Annotated in this window: 15 protein-coding genes, 1 tRNA gene and 1 riboswitch; of the genes, 5 read left to right on the forward strand and 11 right to left on the reverse strand. The window is 42.6% G+C overall.

Annotated elements, in window-relative coordinates; genetic code table 11:
- Positions 1-41 precede the first annotated feature (41 nt).
- The 3 genes from K9E37_RS01010 to K9E37_RS01020 form a co-directional block, all read right to left on the reverse strand.
- Positions 42-115: transfer RNA gene (locus tag K9E37_RS01010), tRNA-Arg, on the reverse strand.
- Between the two features lie 152 nt (positions 116-267).
- A complete protein-coding gene (locus tag K9E37_RS01015) occupies positions 268-942 on the reverse strand; it encodes an ATP-dependent Clp protease proteolytic subunit (protein ID WP_004108705.1) in 675 nt (224 codons plus the stop codon).
- A 2-nt stretch (positions 943-944) separates the two neighbouring features.
- Positions 945-1,556 (reverse strand): ATP-dependent Clp protease proteolytic subunit, encoded by a 612-nt coding sequence (locus K9E37_RS01020; RefSeq protein ID WP_004108703.1) that lies wholly within the window; start codon positions 1,554-1,556, stop codon positions 945-947.
- Between the two features lie 214 nt (positions 1,557-1,770).
- Between K9E37_RS01020 and K9E37_RS01025 the strand changes: the two genes are divergently transcribed.
- Entirely contained in the window at positions 1,771-2,559 is a 789-nt protein-coding gene (locus K9E37_RS01025; protein ID WP_004108702.1) for a hypothetical protein, read from the forward strand.
- A 129-nt stretch (positions 2,560-2,688) separates the two neighbouring features.
- Here K9E37_RS01025 and K9E37_RS01030 read toward each other — a convergent pair whose 3' ends face one another.
- From K9E37_RS01030 to K9E37_RS01060, 7 genes are all read right to left on the reverse strand, one after another.
- Positions 2,689-4,092, reverse strand: a complete 1,404-nt coding sequence (locus K9E37_RS01030) for a chloride channel protein (RefSeq protein ID WP_102703148.1) — start codon at positions 4,090-4,092, stop codon at positions 2,689-2,691.
- 149 nt (positions 4,093-4,241) lie between these two features.
- Entirely contained in the window at positions 4,242-5,591 is a 1,350-nt protein-coding gene (tig, locus tag K9E37_RS01035) for a trigger factor (protein ID WP_012914242.1), read from the reverse strand.
- A gap of 53 nt (positions 5,592-5,644) precedes the next feature.
- Positions 5,645-7,075: an HRDC domain-containing protein gene (locus tag K9E37_RS01040; protein WP_102703149.1), complete on the reverse strand. Its 1,431-nt coding sequence runs from the start codon at positions 7,073-7,075 to the stop codon at positions 5,645-5,647.
- 191 nt (positions 7,076-7,266) lie between these two features.
- Positions 7,267-7,647, reverse strand: a complete 381-nt coding sequence (locus tag K9E37_RS01045; RefSeq protein WP_012914244.1) for a hypothetical protein — start codon at positions 7,645-7,647, stop codon at positions 7,267-7,269.
- A gap of 145 nt (positions 7,648-7,792) precedes the next feature.
- Positions 7,793-8,674 carry a pyruvate formate-lyase-activating protein gene (gene pflA / locus K9E37_RS01050; protein WP_004108692.1) on the reverse strand — a complete coding sequence of 294 codons (882 nt, stop codon included), beginning with the start codon at positions 8,672-8,674 and terminating at the stop codon, positions 7,793-7,795.
- Positions 8,675-8,784: 110 nt separating this feature from the next.
- On the reverse strand, positions 8,785-11,160 hold the full coding sequence (gene pflB, locus K9E37_RS01055) for a formate C-acetyltransferase (protein ID WP_004108690.1): 2,376 nt from the start codon (positions 11,158-11,160) through the stop codon (positions 8,785-8,787).
- Positions 11,161-11,277: 117 nt separating this feature from the next.
- Positions 11,278-12,990, reverse strand: coding sequence for an NAD+ synthase (locus tag K9E37_RS01060; RefSeq protein ID WP_004108689.1), 1,713 nt, complete (start codon positions 12,988-12,990; stop codon positions 11,278-11,280).
- 221 nt (positions 12,991-13,211) lie between these two features.
- Between K9E37_RS01060 and K9E37_RS01065 the strand changes: the two genes are divergently transcribed.
- The 4 genes from K9E37_RS01065 to thiC all read left to right on the forward strand — a co-directional run bounded on the left by K9E37_RS01065 (position 13,212) and on the right by thiC (position 18,607).
- Positions 13,212-14,045, forward strand: coding sequence for a MetQ/NlpA family ABC transporter substrate-binding protein (locus K9E37_RS01065; protein ID WP_004106340.1), 834 nt, complete (start codon positions 13,212-13,214; stop codon positions 14,043-14,045).
- Positions 14,046-14,250: 205 nt separating this feature from the next.
- Positions 14,251-15,099, forward strand: a complete 849-nt coding sequence (locus K9E37_RS01070) for a methionine ABC transporter ATP-binding protein (protein WP_004108686.1) — start codon at positions 14,251-14,253, stop codon at positions 15,097-15,099.
- Between the two features lie 2 nt (positions 15,100-15,101).
- Entirely contained in the window at positions 15,102-15,782 is a 681-nt protein-coding gene (locus K9E37_RS01075; RefSeq protein ID WP_004108684.1) for a methionine ABC transporter permease, read from the forward strand.
- 64 nt (positions 15,783-15,846) lie between these two features.
- A riboswitch (TPP riboswitch) is annotated at positions 15,847-15,952 on the forward strand.
- Complete coding sequence (gene thiC, locus K9E37_RS01080; protein ID WP_248893392.1) at positions 15,950-18,607, forward strand: phosphomethylpyrimidine synthase ThiC; 2,658 nt, start codon at positions 15,950-15,952, stop codon at positions 18,605-18,607. It overlaps the preceding riboswitch by 3 nt.
- 330 nt (positions 18,608-18,937) lie before the next feature.
- On the opposite strand, the gene K9E37_RS01085 is transcribed toward thiC, so the two are convergent.
- A complete protein-coding gene (locus K9E37_RS01085; RefSeq protein ID WP_004108678.1) occupies positions 18,938-19,474 on the reverse strand; it encodes a peptidylprolyl isomerase in 537 nt (178 codons plus the stop codon).
- Positions 19,475-19,620: the final 146 nt, after the last annotated feature.

Here is a 19,620-nt window from a genome sequence, read left to right on the forward strand (position 1 = left end):
ATTAAAAAAAAACGCGGAGCAAAAGCTTCGCGTTTCATTTGTGCGCCAGACAGGATTCGAACCTGCAACCTTCTGATCCGTAGTCAGATGCTCTAATCCGTTGGGCTACTGGCGCATGTTTCCAGTCTCAAAAACCATGTCCTTGTTTCCGGCAACTTGACTAATATACAACTATCCGCACTAAAACACAAACCCCGGCGTGTCGACCAGGGTTTGTTGTTAAAAATACTGATATTGATAAATATCCGCTAAGTTGTAAAGATTGAATTATGCTCTACGCTCAAGCACTTCGTCAACCATTCCATAAGCTTTGGCTTCTGAAGCAGTCAAAATAGTATCAACTTCAATATCTTTACGAATACGCTCAATATCTTGACCAGTATGTTTTGCAAGAGTTGATTCTAACCAAGAACGCAAACGCAACATTTCCTTAGCCTGAAGCTCAATTTCAGTAGCTTTACCAAAATCTTGGCCCATTGCAGGCTGATGAATAAGCACACGCGCATTTGGTAAAATCATGCGCTTACCAGCAGCTCCAGCAGCAAGAATAATAGCAGCAGCAGAAGCAGCCTGACCCAAGCAAACAGTTTGAACATCTGGATTAATGTACTGCATGGTGTCATAAATCGCAGTCATAGCAGTCATCGAACCACCAGGTGAATTAATGTACATCATCACATCGCGATCAGAATCCATGCTCTCCAAAACAAGCAACTGAGCCATAATGTCATCAGCAGAAGTGTCATCTACTTGCACACCCATGAAAATAATGCGATCTTCAAACAGCTTAGTGTAAGGATCCTGAGTTTTCATGCCGTATGGAGTTTGCTCGCCAAACTGAGGCAATACGTAACGATTAGTAATGCGCTGAGCAGAAGTAACACCGCCAAAACCAGCTAAACGCTCGGCACGCGCAACAAACTTTGCTTCTTCACTTGCCATAATTACTCCTCACCGCGCATAGAAGCAGGAGTGGTCACAATCTTATCTACGAAACCATACTCCAAAGCTTGCTGAGCTGTAAACCAGTGATCGTATTCATTATCTCGGTAAATTTCCTCTACCGTATGACCAGTCTGCTTTGCAGTCAATTCAGAAAGCGTTTTTTTCATATCCATAATAAGCTCTGCATTAATTCGTACATCTGTAGCAGTACCACCGACACCGCCAGAAGGTTGATGCATAAGCACACGCGCATGCGAGGTAATATAACGCTTACCAGGAGTGCCAGAACTAAGCAAGAACTGACCCATAGATGCAGCCATGCCAACAGCAATAGTCGCAACATCTGGCTCAATTAATTGCATAGTATCGTAAATTGCCATACCAGCAGTAATTGAACCTCCAGGCGAATTAATATACAGCCAAATATCCTTCTTAGGATCTTCCGCAGCAAGCATTAACATTTGTGCGCAAATAACATTGGCATTCTCGTCTTTTACTTCAGATCCCAACCAAATAATGCGATCTTTTAGCAATCGATTAAAAATAGAATCAGTTGATGTAGACGCTTCAGCCTGTTCCATCACAGGAGAAGCTGTAAAAAGCTCAGTCACTATATCTCCTTGTTACCACGTAATTATTTCTACATTACCTTGTGCGCATGACCACATAGAAAATATTGCGAATATGATTTGAATTGAATGTTTTACACCAAATTTCTAGAATTTTATTCATATCAACAGATGTAATTTTTACTTATTATCCTACACTAGTATGCATTATTGAGTATATTTTTATCGGATTATCAATTCATTATAAGGAGTAATTATGGATTCTAACCAATTGCCAGATAACAACTACTCGCCTGCTCCGATGCCAAATAACGAGTATCCAAATAATGGTTACCAAAATAATACATACCCAAATAATGTAAATCCAAATAACGGATACCCAAACAATGGTTATGAAAACAATGAGTATCAAAACAACGTATACCCAAATAACGGATACCAGAACAACAATTACCCTAATAATGTAAATCTAAATAATGGTTACCAACCAAACGTATATCAGAATAATCAACAACCAGTCAACAACTATCCTGCAAACGCTTATCCAAATGCAACAAATACAAGTGCTCATAAGTCAAAATACACTTGGCTTATTGTTGTCATAGTAGTAGCAATAGTTGCAGTAGGTGGCTACGTAATTTCAAAACCACATTACAATTCAACTAATCTTAAGCCACATTACAATTGCTCTGCACCTAAAAGCGCAAATATTGAAGAATACGTACATTGCCATTCAGAAGAAGCTAAAAAACTCACTAATGGATTTAATGATGCCACTAGCAGCTCACCATTCAACATAACGTTTGCCACTAAAGGTGATCAGCTCAATATAAATGCAAAGTTCAAAAAGCACCTATCTGATTTAGAAATTACAGCGTTAAAGACTGGAATGCAAACATACGGCGATAGCCTCTCGAACTTGATGCCACAATCAGCATCGGATGAAATGAAAGAAAAAATTATTGCACCAGTGCGCATACATTTCTCCTTCTCAAACGATGATGGAACTTTTATTGCAGATAAAGAATTCAGTTCTAATAATTAATTAAAAAATAACTAAAATAACCAACATAACTAAAAAAATATTTACTAATAACAAATGCGCCTTTGCTAATACTGAACTAGCATAGGCGCATTTATTTTGCATATATTGTATTTTCTATACTAAAAAAATTTAAACATTATTTGCGGCTAAAAATTTTGGTATCATCGTTATGCTTCTAGATACAGCACAAGAAACAACCATTGGAATAATCATAATCATAGGCAAATTCACTAATTGTGCTACCAAAAAAAGCGCAAACCACAATGACTTTCGACTTGCAGTTAGCATACTTGCAGCACCAAAAATAGCAGCTATTACCAATATTTTGGGCTGACTTGATAACATGCCACCAACAACTGGAATGTTCATACTTATAAAACCTATAATCAGCCCTACGCAAGCTCCAGACGACATACTCGGCTGAAGCACACCACCACTTGCGCCAGCTCGAAGAGTGCAACTTGTTAAAATTATTTTTGCAACAACCAGTAGAAGCAAAGTTACCAAAGAGTTTTTGTCAATTGCAATACTTGTTTTTGCAATGTTATATGCGTATTGCGCTAAAGCTCGACCATTGCCCATAATGGCTGGATTCCATGATGCAACTAATCCTGTTACTAAGCCCATTAATGGCAAAAAATATAAAATTTGGTAATTGCGAGCACACTTAGAGCGAGCCCAACGAATCATCTTATGGAAAAGAGTGCCAACAATACCACAAGGAATGCCAACTATAATTGCAAGCAGCAACACAGTCGTATTGACAATATGGATGTCATCAAGACTTGACAAACAATAGTAAGGCTCATACCCAAGCACAAAAATAGTAGTCAATGATGCAATTTCACTTATACATAACGCAATAGCAAAAATACTAAATTTTTGTATAAGCCAATACCATTTCAAACGCTTTAAAGAAGATTTCGAGTCATGAGAAAAACGTGGAATTGCAACCAAACCTAGCGTCATAATCGCACCCGCTATTGGAGCGCGATAAACTCCAGCTAAACCAGCACCAGCAGCACTTGCAACCAAAACGCGAGCTTGAAATTCACTGACTCGGATAAAGCAGAGTAACTTCTGAGTAAGCATTGCAGCCAATTCTCGAGGCGCAACTTCCCTACCTAAACTTGCGCCAGAAGCAACTATAAAAATTTGTAAACATACATGGATAATCGTTGTATGCCATGGCATTGATTGACCACGAACAGCATGAGCTATATCGACAATACGATTAGAAGATTTTGTCCATAACCACATCCAAATAATTGCAGCAACAGACATGACAATTAATACAACAGCAACGTAGTGCAATACTGGCAATCCAACTGGCGAAGGTTTAAGAGCAGATTCTGAAAATCCGAACATTACATTTTGCACAGCATGTAGTAACAGAGTTAATAATATTGCACCAACCCCAGCCATAACTGCAACAAAAAAAGCAATAAGACTTAATCGTAAACATGTAAAAACATAGCTCAAACACTTACTAGGTTTTTTACTGCCTACTATTTGCAAATTGCGTTTTTCCATTAGCGGCAGCCTTCCTTATGTTATTTGTTTTTCATTTTATTTGTTTTTCACTTTCTTTAAAGTATAACAACAACACAAAAACCCAGAGCAAAAGCCCTGGGTTTTTAGCGAATATGAGAAAGTATAAACTTTTTCTTGTTTGAAAAATACTACTTAGAAAGTTCGTCAGCAACTTCTGCAGCAGCAGAAGCAGCCTTCACGCTTTCGTCTTCGTCATCATCCTCAGACAAGAATGCACTCAAGTCAAGAGCTTCTCCGCCAGAAACGAACTTTACAGCACGCATACCAGCAAGCAAGCCCTTAGAGCGAGCAACTTCCTGCACAGCAGAACCAAGCTGACCGTTGTTAACGATTGCGTTAATGAACTGGTTTGGATCCATACCGTACTGCTGAGCAACAGAAACCAAGAAGTTGGTGACATCAGCCTGGGAAACAGTCACATCCATCTGTTCAGCTAAAGCGTCAAGAACCATTTGGTCGCGAAGTTCCTTCTCAGCAGCCTGCTGCGCTTCGTCCTTCTGCTTCTTGGTAGCTTTTTCAGGATCAGGGGTCATGCCCTTCAAATGCTCTGAAACAGCCTTATCCAAAACACCCTTTGGTACAGGAATTTCAACTTCTTCTTGAAGCTTAACAAGGAATGCGTCACGGGCATTAGTTGCCTGACGACCTTCAGCAGCCTGCTCGCAAGCCTTGCGAATATCTGCCTTCAAATCCTTCAAAGTATCAAACTCGGAAGCTTCCTGAGCAAAATCATCATCAAGCTCTGGCAATTCCTGAGTCTTTACGGAATTAACCTTAACCTTGATTTGAGCCTTCTCGCCCTTATGCTTGCCGGACTCGAGAGTACCTTCAAAGGTGGTTTCTTCGCCGGCAGAAAGGCTATCCAAAGCCTCATCCAAACCGTCAAGCAACACACCGGAACCGATTTCGTAGCTTACGCCCTCTTGTGCATCAACTACTTCGTCATCGATACGAGCTTCCAAATCAATGTTAGTGTAATCACCCTTAGCTGCAGGACGGTCAACACCAACCAAAGTAGCAAAACGCTGACGGAGACTTTCCAAGCGCTCCTTGACATCCTTGTCGGAAACCTTTGGCTTCTCAACTTCAATCTCAACGCCCTTGAACTTGTTCAACTTGAAATCTGGACGACGCTCAACTGTTGCTACAAACTTAAGACTTGCATCTGCATCAGTCGACGTTGGAACTTCCTGAACGTCAAATTCTGGCTGATCCATTGGGCGAATCTTCTTTTCTTCCAAAGCCTTGGAATAAAGCTCTGGTACAGCGGAATTTACGGCTTCGCCGGCAACAGCTGCGAAACCGACGCGCTGATCTACAATCTTGCCTGGCACATGTCCCTTACGGAAACCTGGCACGTTAATTTGCTTAGCAATCTCCTTACGAGCTTCTTCCAAGAATGGCTTGAAGTCTTCGAGATCTGCGGTAATGGTGAGCTTAACTTTAGTTGGCTCAAGATTCCTGACGCTGATTTTCACGCTTGCGCTCCTGAAATTACGTTTTTTCTAGCTTCTGCCGTATGGCACAACCGTTACATGATAGCGCGAGTTACGGACTCAGCTACCAATCGGGTTTGCCATTCGCGAGCACCATGCTCACTTAAGAATGTTTTAACATCAATATCTTGCGCATCATCATGCCAGCAAAGATTACGAATAATCTGTGGTTTGATAATAATTTCTGCAGGAGTATGAGTGTATTCAGAAATTTGATTTAACTCAGCTTTTACTCTTTGTAAACGCTCGTAACGCTTAGGGTGATGTTCTCGCCAATATTTCATAGATCTAGGAGCGCTTTGGAAATCTTGCATATCCTGCAAGTACTGCGAATCCGATAAATCATGGCAATCCTGACAATCATTAGAACCTTGCGACTCGTCAGTATCTGTTGACTTAAGTACGTTCGTTTTACGAGATTCGCGCGAATTAAGTTGAATAGCTCCATTCGGTAATACTTGATGCACATCATCCATAGCCGTTTCACCAGATTTAGCGCGCAAAATAGCATTCTCTATAACGTTTTTCCAAATAGATGGTTTAACTTTGCGCTGAATTGGAGCGTAACGCTCGAACATTTTGTCTTGCTCACTGCCAGTGTGCATTCGCACTCGCTCATTCAAAGAACGAATAGCACGAAACGCACGCGCATTACTAGGTTTACGCTTACCAGCTTCAATAATTGCAGCGTCAGAAAGTAGCAGAGTTGGCGCAATATCATATTCACGCGCTAAAGCATCTCGCTTTTGCCACAATGCTTTCGCAATAACTAAACCAACACGATCGTGCATAAGTACGCTAATATGCGATATTTTAAGCCATGGACGTGGATGCGGAGCTTTCTTTTGTGCACCCTTACTAAGTAAGTGTTTAAATTCTTCTTCCGCCCAAGAAAGTTTACCTTGCTTTTTAAGTTCGACGCGCATTACTTCTTCTAGCTCAATAAGTAATTCAACATCTAAAGCTGCGTAATTTCGCCAATCTCTAGGAAGTGGGCGGTAAGACCAATCTGCTGCAGAATGTTCTTTTGCAAGAGTAAGACCCAAATAATATTCAGTTACAGAGCTTAAACCAAAGCGCTTTCTGCCAAGTAATTTAGCTGCGATTTCGGTATCAAATAATGCAAGTGGGCGCAAACCAATATTGAAAAATCCTGGCAAATCTTGCATCGAATCGTGAATAATCCAAGGCACATCCCCTACTGCCTTGTTAAATTCGTTCCAATCAGCTCCAAGTTTTGTAAGTTCTATAGGATCTAATAATCCAATTCCTGCACCCTTACGTTTGAACTGAATCAACCAATCTTCATGACTGTAGCGGAAACCGGAAGCTCGCTCAGCGTCTGCAGCTAAAGGACCGGAGCCTGCCGCCAACAAGCTGCAATAATCTTTATATGCTTCAAGCGTATCAATGACTTCTGGAACTCCTTCTCTAGGCTCTTTTAAAAGCTTTGGTTCCTCGTTCAAGTACGCCTCCCGATTGCATGCTTTACCCAAATTCTTACGCTTTTTGCAACTTATTCTGTACTTTTTGCAAAATATCCGTAAAAAATATTTAAGCCGTGTTACAGATTATGCATCTTTAACACGGCTTCAACTTTCGCACACAACTACGACTATTCAAAAATAAAAAATCAAATAAATAATCAATTAAATAATCAATCTGTTTTATTGTTTGCTACTTCGTCATTTATGCGCTTAACAAGCCTAGTTTTAAGGAATCTAGTAAGAGTAAATGCGACTGCCGAAGCTAAAACTGTTGGAACAACGTAGCCAGCATGTAAACCTAAATCCGAAAAGTTGACTATTGGAAAAGTGACAAGTTCTGTAACAACAGCTATAACAATAGATATTATTGGCACTTCAATAAGAAGTTTCTTATCGAAAGATGCAACAATGTTTATTGGCAATAAAATTATTGGCAAAATAACGAAAATAGTAAGCGCTGTAGCAAAACCAAACTGATCGTTACACCGCACAAAAACAGCTAACGCTAATGTAAAAGCTAATGCAATCCAACAACCTATTCTGCGCTTCATTGCGTATCCTTTCTCTAAAAAAGAGTATTTGTATAATTATACAAAAATCCTTCAAAAAAAACAATACGATACGCAAAGATTGCCTAAATTACAGTTACATTTTTGACGCAATTTAAATGCAGTCTAAATGCAATCTAAACGCAGTCTAGTACACAACAAAACCGTGATCTTTGAACTGGTTTACAACTCGTTCTTTAAGTGCTCTAGAAGGCCCTTTTTGATTCTCAAGAGGGTACGGAATCCTAAGCTCATGCCACTTTGGACGTCCTAGTTGATGGAATCCAAGCACGTCAATATGCTCAACAGCATCACCAAACGAATCGCAAATCTCGGCAACTTTTTCAACGTTTTCTTCACTGGAAGTCAAACCTGGAACAAGCACAAAACGCACCCAAATCTTCTTACCAGCCTTCGCCAAGCGCTGACCAAAGTCAATAGTTGGCTGAAGCAAGCCGCCGGTTACTTTTTTATACGTTTCTTCAGTTCCTGATTTAACGTCAAGCAAGCAAAGATCAATGTCGTCAATCATTTCATCTGTATAATTGCGATTCAAAAAGCCCGAAGTATCTAAGCAAGTATGAACGCCCATCTCTTTTGCAGCGCGAAATACTCTAGATACAAAAGCTGGCTGCATCATGGACTCGCCGCCAGAAAATGTGATTCCTCCACCTGTTGCTTTAAAAAGACTTTGATAGCGGTCAACTTTTTTAATCATTGCATCCAAATAGACTGGCTTGCCGTCACGCATTTTCCAAGTATCAGGATTTTGGCAATACTGGCAACGAAGTGGGCAACCGCTCATAAACACCGTCATACGAGTTCCAGGACCATCAACAGAAGTATTGATATCCCACGAATGCACAAATCCAATATCGCCAGTTTTAAGAGCAACTAAGCGATCTTTACGATCCAGCCCAATTGGCGACTCAAATCCAGAAAGTCCACCCATTAAAGTTTGGCGAGCATACTCTTTTGACTCCTTCAACATATGCTGAGTTGTGGTACGAAACGCTGTGTTTTCAGCCATCTAACTACCCTCCAAACTATTTATAAATAAATAATAAATAATATACGCAATTAACAAAAGCCGGGAGCGAAACTAGCCTCGCTCCCGGCGGTGTTTACTAATCAACCAAATCAGTCAGTAACTGAACCCTGGTGGAATGTACGAGAAATAACGTCGAGCTGCTGCTCCTTAGTGAGCTTTACAAAGTTCACTGCGTAGCCGGAAACTCGAACCGTCAAATGCGGATACTTTTCTGGGTGCTCAACAGCATCTTCAAGCTGTTCCTTACGCAACACGTTGATGTTTGCGTGGTACAAGCCGTGACCGTTGCCAGCATCCAAAATGCCAACCAAGTTGCTGATGCGCTCGTCTTCGTCACGACCCAAACCGTCAGGAGTAATGGTGTTCGTAAGCGAAATGCCGTCAAGAGCATCATCGTAATCAATCTTTCCAACGGAGAACATCGAAGGAAGCATACCGTGCGAATCCATGCCGTTTTCTGGGTTTGCGCCTGGAGCGTACGGAGTACCCTTCTTGTGACCGGATGGGAAGGAACCAGTGTTCTTGCCATACTCAACGTTAGAAGTAATAGTCAAGATGGACTGAGTTGGAACAGCATTACGGTACACAGGCAAACGCTTTACCTGACCCATAACAGTGCTTACAACCCACTTTGCTAAGTCGTCTGCACGATCGTCGTCGTTACCGTAAACTGGGAACTCGCCAACAGTCTTGTAGCCAACGATTAAGTCGTCGTCGCCGCCCTCGATGTACTCGTACTCGTGGCCTTCAGTGGTCTTAGCATCCTTGTTGTAGATTGGGTAAACCTTTGCATACTTCAAAGCAGCCAAGGAATCTGCAGCAATAGACAAGCCGGACATGCCGCAACCAAGCGTACGGTAGACTTCCCTATCATGCAAAGCCATTTCGATGGACTCGTAAGCGTACTTATCGTGCATGTAGTGGATGATATTCAAAGCCTCAATATAAGTCTCGGAAAGCCATTCCAAAGCCTTCTCGTAGTTAGCCTTAACCTTCTCGTAGTCGAGAGTGCCGTCAGCTTCTGGCTTGATTGGGTCAATAACACCCTTATCGATAACTTGCATGCCGGTCATTTCATCGCGGCCGCCGTTAATAGCGTAAAGCAAAGCTTTTGCAGAGTTCACGCGAGCTGCGAAGAACTGCATTTGCTTACCGACGCGCATTGGAGAAACGCAGCAAGCAATAGCAGCGTCGTCACCCCAGTGCTCACGAATGTCTTTATCGGACTCGTACTGGATTGCAGAAGTGTCGATAGAAATTCGTGCGCAGAAACGCTTATAAGCTTCTGGAAGCTTTGGATCCCAGAAAATAGTGATATTTGGCTCAGGACCAGGTCCCAAATGCTCAAGAGTCAAAGTGTTGAGCAAACGGAACGAAGTCTTGGTTACGAAAGTGCGGCCATCCTCGCTGAAGCCTGCATCGGACCAAGTTGCCCAGTAAGGATCACCAGAGAAGATTGCGTCGTAATCCTTAGTACGCAAGAAGCGCACAATACGAAGCTTCATAACAAGAGCGTCAATAATTTCCTGAGCGTCGGTTTCGTTAATTAAACCTGCCTTCAAATCGCGCTCAAAGTAGCAATCGAAGAATGCGGAAACGCGACCGAAGCTCATTGCAGCGCCATCCTGGCTCTTAACAGAAGCAAGATAGCCCATGTAAGTCCACTGAACAGCTTCCTTAGCGGTCTTAGCTGGACGAGTCAAATCCAAACCGTACTCGTTACCCAAGTTAATAAGCTGCTTCAAAGCCTTAATCTGCTCGTCATGCTCTTCGCGGAAGCGAATCCAATGCTCAATTTCGGTCTCGGTAAAATCGTTACGGTATGGAATCGAATCCTTGTCGCGCTTCTTAAACTCAATAAGCATGTTCACGCCGTAAAGAGCAACACGACGATAATCGCCAATAATACGACCGCGGCCGTAAGCATCTGGCAAACCGGTCAAAATCTTGTTGTGGCGAGCAATCTTAATATTCTTGGTGTAAACGCCAAACACGCCATCGTTATGAGTCTTACGGTAGACGGTGAAAATCTTCTTGATTTGAGGATCTACTTCCTTGCCAGCTTCTTTAATAGCTTGCTCAACCATGCGCCAACCGCCGTTTGGCATCATAGCGCGCTTGCAAGGCTCATCAGTTTGCAAACCGACGATTACGTTATCTACTTCTGGGCTTTCAATGTAGCCTGCTGGCATTGCGTCAATACCTGCTGGGATATGAGTTTCAACATCATAAACACGACGCTCACGTTCAACAGCTAAGTAGTTGTCGTCGAGATACTTCCACATGTGCTTCGTTTTTTCAGTGGCATTTGCCAAGAAACTTTCGTCACCTTCATATGGCGTATAGTTCTTTATTATAAAGTCGCGTACGTCAATGTCTTTCTTCCAATTGCCGTCAGTAAAACCATTCCACGCTTCGGTACGAAGATCCTCTTCACTGAGAACTGGCGCATCAACTGATGTCATGTTTAGACTCCTTTTGTACCCGCAACGCATCTTCACGCTGCCTTAATAACAATGTTAGAGCATAAGTAAACGCATACACGAGTAGTTTTGCAAAAAATCTAGTGAAATATATCACATTTATTCACGAAAAGCTGTGGTAACAGGCATTCTGCGATCCCTGCCAAAAGCAATAGCACTTACTTTTGGTCCAAGCGGATACTGCCTGCGCTTCCATTCTGCGCGATCAACTAAACGCATAACCGTGTCAACAGTATGCTCGTCAAAACCATCTTCAAGCAAATCCGCTCTACCATGAGCAAGCTCAATATGAGCCTCTAAAACACGATCAAGCAAATCGTACTCAGGTAAAGAATCAGAATCCTTTTGCCCTGGACGCAACTCTGCACTCGGAGGCTTAATAATAGAATTAACCGGAATAAGCACACCATCTTGCGGAGCTTTCGCTTTCGTAACTTCTGTTTGCTCAGAATCCTCATATCCAACAATTGGCAGCATACCAATGCCTACTCCAGCATTCGCAGCGCGATTCCTCCAACGAGAAAGTGCCCAAACGCGCGTCTTAAACAAATCCTTAATAGGAGCATACCCTCCTACCGCATCGCCATAGATAGTAGAATATCCGCAAGCAAGCTCCGATTTATTACCAGTTGCGAGCGCCAAAACACCGCGCGAATTCGAGTAAGCCATTACGATTACGCCACGAACGCGAGCTTGCAAGTTTTCTGCTGCAACACCTTCTAATGAAAGTTGCGATTGGAAAGCTTTAAAAAGCGGTTCAATTGGTTGCACATCATAGTGAGCGCCAATTCGCTCTGCTAAATCGCGCGCATCGTCTTTAGAACCGTCCGAAGAGTACATGCTTGGCATAGAAATGCCATACACATTTGCTCCACCGCAAGCATCGGCAGCCATAGTAGCTACTAAAGCAGAATCAATTCCTCCAGAAAGTCCTAAGCACACACCCTTAAAACCATTCTTACGCATGTAATCTCTAAGACCTACAACACACGCACAATACACTTCTTCGTCTGCGTCAAGTTTTGGAGCAATGCTTGAAACTTTCTGCTTTTTCAGCGAGTTATCAAAATCAACAAACGACAAATCTTCATCAAACATTGCCGAGCGTTCAAGTAAAGTTCCGTCAGCATCAACAACAAAACTTCCACCGTCAAAAACCAAATCATCTTGGCCGCCGACTTGGTTCACATATACGACTGGCGCATTGACTTCAACAGCGCGCTTTTGAGCCAAACTCAAGCGCACATGAGTTTTACCTTCCTCATATGGAGAACCGTTCATAGTTATTAGCGCATCGATACCAAGTTTTGCCAAACGCGCAACAGGACCGCCGTCTTGCCAAATATCTTCGCAAATAGCAAAACCTAGACGCATTCCATCTACTTCCAGCAGCTCACACTTATTGCCAGAAGAGAAAATACGAAACTCGTCAAAAACACCATAATTTGGCAAGAAATGCTTGTCGTATTGCAACACAGATTTACCTTCATGCAATACGAGAAGCCTGTTTCGAGGCTTTCCAGCAGACTCGTCAAAGCCAACAGTTCCAACTACTACGTAAAGCTCCCCCAAGCCTTCTTCCGCAAGTTTTGTTGCAAGCAAGTCTGCAGCTTTTTGTGCAGTTGTGCGGAACGTGGCACGCAAGGCGAGGTCTTCAATAGGATACCCAGTCAAAGTCATCTCAGGAAACACAACCATGCGAGCACCCGACTGCTTTGCGCGCGCAGCATACTTCAAAACTTTTTCAACGTTGCTATCAATGTTCCCAACGCAGGTATCTATCTGCGCTAACGCCAATCGCAAAAAACTCATACATTACAGTCTAGTAGATAGCTTCATTGCAAGTAAGCGACGTGTTGAAAAACTTATTTTTTCTCTTTCCACACTGCAAGTATGCGAATTATTAACACGTCATAAATAATACTAATAAGCAAAGTGTAGAATTATTGATTTTTCTCGCCTATATTGATAATTCGTTACTCGCGAAGGGGATTTAACTTTAAACAAATTTCACCGAACAAGGAGCAGGAAATATGCGAAAAATTAAAGTTATTGCATCAATTACAGCACTGGCAGCATTAGCGACTTTCACTTTAAGTGGCTGCGGTAGCTCAAAAGCAGGCGCAAAGGATGACAAGACCATTACTGTTGCAGCTTCACCTACCCCGCATTCTGAAATCTTAAATAAAGTTGTAAAGCCAATCTTGCAAAAAGAAGGCTACAAGCTAGTAGTAAAGGAATTTACTGACTACGTGCAGCCAAATACAGCTACTGAAGAAGGCGAAGTTGACGCAAACTACTATCAGCATTTGCCTTATCTTGACAACTTTAATAAGGAAAAGGGAACTCACCTTGTTTCAGTAGGTGGAATTCATTTTGAACCATTTGGATTGTATCCAGGAAAAACCAAGACGATTAAAGCATTAGCAAACGGAGCAACTGTTGCAGTTCCAAATGATCCTACTAATGAGGCTCGCGCATTGCTTCTTTTGCAAGATGCCGGATTGATTAAGTTGAAGAATCCAAAGGATATTAACGCTACTACAAAAGATATTACTGAGAATCCTAAGAATTTGAAGTTTAAAGAACTTGAAGCGGCAACAGTTCCTACTGCCATTAAGGATGTGGATCTTGCTGCCATGAACGGCAATTACGCTATTCAAGCTGGTTTTAACCCAACTAAAGACCCACTTACTTCAGAAAAAGTTGGAGGCATTGCGGCTAAAACTTATGAAAATATTATTGTAGTAAAGAAGGGCTCTGAAAAGTTTGCAAAAATCAAAGCCTTACTCAAAGCTTTGAAGACAAGCGAAGTGCGCGACTATATTACTAAAACTTACAAAGGCGCTGTGCTCCCTGTTTTCTAAAAAATACTCACAATGTAGCCACCTAATGCCGCATGTGTATGCTTCGTGTATGCTTTGCGGCATTATTTTATAAGCGTGTAATATACGTAATGTGCGTGCTGGTTAATAATCTAGTTAATGACGCTAGTTAGTAACTCTAGTTAGTAACTCTAGTTAGTAACGAAGTATATTTCACACAGAAAGCAATAATCTGTTAAGGAAAAGCATGATTCAGATCGAACATCTTCACAAAAGCTACGGCAAAGGTAGCAAAGCGAACGAAGCATTACACGACATTAATCTGACTATTGAATCGGGAGAAGTATTCGGAATCCTTGGTTCTTCTGGTGCAGGAAAGTCTTCGCTAGTTCGTTGCATGAATCTGCTTGAGCGACCAACTTCCGGCAAAATTATTATTGACGGAAATGATATTAGCGAAGTAAAAGATAAAGAACTTGCAAAAGTACGCACTAATATTGGCATGATTTTCCAGAATTTTAGCCTTTTCCAGCAGCGTACAGTATTGCGAAACGTCACTTTCCCATTAGAGCTGAATCACACTGCAAAAAAGGAACGAGAAGAACGCGCAAACTACTTACTTGACTTAGTTGGTTTACAAGATTTTGCAAACCGCTACCCTAGCCAGCTTTCAGGCGGACAGCAGCAGCGCGTAGCAATTGCACGAGCATTGGCGAATAATCCGTCGATTATGCTTTGCGACGAAGCAACAAGCGCACTTGACTCCACAACTACTGCGCAAATCCTTGATTTATTGAGCCGAATTAACCGCGAACTCAACGTAACGCTTGTTATTATTACGCATTCGCTGGCTGTAGCACGAAATATTTGCGACCGAGTTGCAATGATTGATGGCGGACGCATTGTGGAATTAGGTGACACTGATACGCTTTTTGCAAATCCACAAAGCGATATTTTGCGAACTCTTATTGCAGATGAAAAACAGGAAAATCATCGCGCTAAAATTACAAGCACGATTGCAAGCGAGCTTAACAATAAGCCAGAAAACGCACAAACAGACGAACAAACAAACGCGCTTACCAACGAGGTGAAATAACAATGTTAGAAGCTGCTACACAATTTTTTAACGACTACGGCAACTTACTTATTGAAGGCGTGCAAGACACACTCGTAATGACATCAGTTGCAACACTTTTTGCATACCTTATTGGACTTCCAGTTGGCGTACTTCTCATTACATCAAACAAAAAAGGCATTTGCCCCAACGCGCCAATTAACGCAGTTCTAGGCTGGATTGTTAACATCGTGCGTTCTGTGCCGTTTATTATTTTATTAGTTGCAATAATTCCTTTCACTCGTCTCATAGTTGGCACTTCTTTGGGAGTTCCTGGGGCTATTGTGCCTCTGGTGATTACGGCTGCACCATTCGTTGCTAGAGTAGTTGAACAATCTTTAGCCGAAGTTGACGGAAGCTTAATTGAAGCAGCACAAAGCTTTGGAGCAAGCAAATTGCAAATTGTTTGCAAAGTGTTGCTGTGGGAAGCTTTACCTTCGCTAATTCGCGGAGCTGCGCTTACATTTATTACGCTTTTTGGATTCTCCGCAATGGCTGGAACAGTTGGCGCAGGCGGACTCGGAGACATTGCAATACGATACGGATACCAGCGTTATCAATACGATGTGATGACAGTTGCTGTTATCCTTTGTATTATTCTCGTGCAGATTGTGCAAAGCTTGGGAGATTTTATTTCACGCGCAATCAATCATCACGAACGCTAAAGAAATTCGCAACATACCCACCACCAATTAAATGCACATAATCGTGTAAACTTGCTGGTAATTCGACATTTTGCAGGGGTGCTTTCGAAAGAAGGCTGAGATGGTATTAGTTTGCCTAACCCTTCGAACCTGTTAGTTAATACAACGTAGGGAGCAACGATTTTAGTATGACATCGAATTATCCGTACGCATCAATGCGTAATCAATTTAATCTAAGCGCCTGCTTTATTGCAGACCCACAAGCTTGTAATAATCGTCCGCTTACCGATATTGTCGATGATGCTTTGCGCGCTGGAGCGACTTTTATTCGTCTTCATTGCAACAATGAAAACGCTAAAGAAATCACTACTATTGCACGCGATATTGCACAAATCATCGAAGACAATAACAAATGCGATTCTGTAACTTTTGTTATCGACGAGCGTGTTGATGTCGTTTGGCAAGCTCGCAATCAAAGCATCAAAGTTGACGGAGTGCATTTAGCACAAAGCGACATGGAGCCTAGAGAGGCTCGCGCTCTTCTTGGCGAAGATGCTGTAATCGGCTTATCTGTTGAAACCGAAAGCTTAGTTAAAGTAATAAACGAACTTCCAGATGGATGCATTGATTACATTTGCGTAACAGCAATGCGCAATCCTGAAGAAGGATGCGAAAGCACTACTGCCGCTTACGAATTGGAAGCAAATCACACAACGCTGGACGAAGCGAAAATTAATACGATTTGTTCCGCAAGTGATTTTCCAGTTCTAGTTGGCGGAAGAACTGCACTCGACGATATCGATACAATCGCTCACACCAAGGCTGCAGGATGGTTCGTTTCTGAAGCATTGTATTCTTCAGAAACACCAGAATCAACTATGCGTGAATTTGTTGAACATTGGAAAGCTGTGCGAGGTGAAGAAAAGCACGGCTACGCTAAGCGAGTGATAGTTGCAGAAAATTCTGAATCAAAATCTTCAGAAACTCAAGAAAAGAAGCCAACTTTTATTAATGCGAAAGAAGCAAAGGATGCTGCGAAATTAGCTAAACAACAGCGAGTTGACGTTGCAGCTCGCGGATGCACTCAGCGCGATAAAGCTCATATTCGCAAAACAACTCCAGTTCATTTTGAGTATGAATATGGTTCTTATGATTTGGAAGTTCCTTATACGGAAATTAAGCTTTCGGATACTCCTGGCGTAGGTCCTAACCCGCCTTTTAAGGATTACAATACAGAAGGTCCAAAGTGCGATCCGAAGGAAGGTTTGGCTCCGCTTCGCCTTGACTGGATTCGCGACCGCGGTGACGTTGTGGAATATGAGGGTCGCAGGCGCAATCTTCAAGACGACGGCAAGCGCGCAATTAAGCGTGGTAAGGCTTCTAAGGAATGGCGTGGACGCACGCATAAGCCAATGAAGGGCGCGGATCATCCGATTACACAAATGTGGTACGCTCGCCACGGAATCACTACTCCGGAAATGCAATATGTTGCAACGCGCGAAAATTGCGATGTAGAGCTGGTTCGCGAAGAAGTTGCAGCCGGACGTGCTGTAATTCCTTGCAATATTAACCATCCTGAAGCTGAACCTATGATTATTGGCTCGCGCTTCTTGACTAAGCTCAACGCAAACATGGGTAATTCTGCTGTTACGTCATCTATCGACGAAGAAGTAGAAAAGCTTACGTGGGCCACGAAGTGGGGTGCGGATACCGTTATGGATCTTTCCACCGGTAACGATATTCACACAACGCGCGAATGGATTTTGCGCAACTCCCCTGTGCCAATTGGAACAGTGCCAATGTATCAGGCTTTGGAAAAGGTTGAGGATGATGCTTCTAAGCTCAGCTGGGAGCTTTTCCGCGACACTGTTATTGAGCAGTGCGAGCAGGGCGTTGACTACATGACTATTCACGCTGGCGTGCTTCTTCGCTACGTGCCGCTTACTGCAAACCGCGTAACCGGTATTGTTTCTCGTGGTGGCTCAATTATGGCTGAATGGTGCTTGCAACATCATCAAGAGAGCTTCTTGTATACGCACTTTGAAGAATTATGCGAGATTTTCGCAAAGTACGATGTTGCATTCTCTTTGGGTGATGGTTTGCGTCCAGGTAGCTTGGCTGATGCTAACGATGCGGCTCAGCTTTCCGAGCTTATGACGCTTGGCGAGCTTACGAAGATCGCTTGGAAGCATGACGTACAGGTGATGATTGAAGGTCCTGGTCACGTGCCATTCGACACTGTGCGTATGAATATTGAGATGGAAAAGGCAATTTGCCAGAATGCTCCATTCTATACGCTTGGTCCTTTGACTACGGATACCGCACCTGGCTATGACCACATTACTTCCGCAATTGGTGGCGTGGAGATTGCGCGATACGGCACCGCAATGCTTTGCTATGTGACTCCTAAGGAACATTTGGGGTTGCCTAACAAGGATGACGTGAAGCAAGGCGTGATTGCGTATAAGATCGCTTGCCACGCAGCTGATCTTGCTAAGCATCATCCACATGCTATGGATCGCGACAACGCAATCAGTAAGGCTCGCTTTGAGTTCCGCTGGTTGGATCAGTTCAACTTAAGCTATGATCCAGATACCGCAATCGCCTTCCACGACGAAACACTTCCTGCAGAACCGGCAAAAATGGCGCACTTCTGCTCGATGTGCGGACCAAAGTTCTGCTCGATGGCTATTTCGCAAAATATTCGTAAGCGTTTTGGCGGAGCAGCTCAGCAGGAGCAGCTCGTTGAAGAAGCACGCAGTCAGGCAATTGCCGATGGTATGAAAGAGATGAGCAAAAAGTTCCAAGAATCCGGCTCATCGTTGTATCAAAGCGTGAAAGCATAAAATGATGAGGTACGGAAGTGCGGAAGCAAAAACTGAATTGCAAGTGCTTCAATAACAATACTTACAACGAATAATAATAGAAGAAGGTTGATATGAACCAAAGCGAGTTTTATAGTGAGCTATTATGCTTGCTATAAGACTCGCTTTCTTTATATCCGCATTTAAATTCTATTAATACAACCTTTCCGTTGCATGCGTTGTAAAGTTTCTGCCGCCTTACAGCAAAAATCCGACATTTTCTGTACACAAGCGTATAGAAAATGTCGGATTAGCAATTAAGAACTTTAGTATTAAAGAATATTAAAGAGTATTAAATCAAATAACGTTTAATCACAAAACTTCAATAGAAATAATACCTACAGGCTCAAGAGGAGCATCAGATCGATCCGTTGCGACAGCCTCGAGCTTATCGACAACCGCCTTCGATTCATCGTCAGCAACTTCGCCGAAAATTGTATGGTGGCCATCAAGCCATGGAGTTGGCACAGTTGTAATGAAGAACTGCGAACCGTTAGTGCCATGCAAACGACCGTCACGACCGCGACGCTTTCCAGCATTTGCCATAGCGAGCAAATAAGGCTTATCGAACTTCAAGGATGCGTCAATTTCATCGTCAAACTCGTATCCAGGACCGCCAGTTCCATTGCCGAGTGGGCAGCCACCCTGAATCATGAAATCCTTAATGATGCGGTGGAAAGTTAAACCATCGTAGAATGGCTCATGCGAAGGTTTTCCACTGAATGAGTCAAGCCACTCGCGCTCACCAGTAGCTAAGCCAACAAAATTTTTGACGGTTTCAGGCGCTTTACTGTCAAACAAATTGATTTTTATATCGCCTTCAGAAGTATGCATAATAACTGTAGTCATGTGGTAATTCTCCCATATTTTCACGACTGTTTCAATTCGTGTTAGATAAAAATATTCGCATACAAAAATGCCTCACTTTGCGTAGTAAAGAAAGACGCAAAGTGAGGCACTTTTACATTAACTTCATTATGCTAATTAACTCAATA

The sequence above is a fragment of the Gardnerella swidsinskii genome (genome assembly GCF_023277705.1).
Classification (GTDB): domain Bacteria; phylum Actinomycetota; class Actinomycetes; order Actinomycetales; family Bifidobacteriaceae; genus Bifidobacterium; species Bifidobacterium swidsinskii.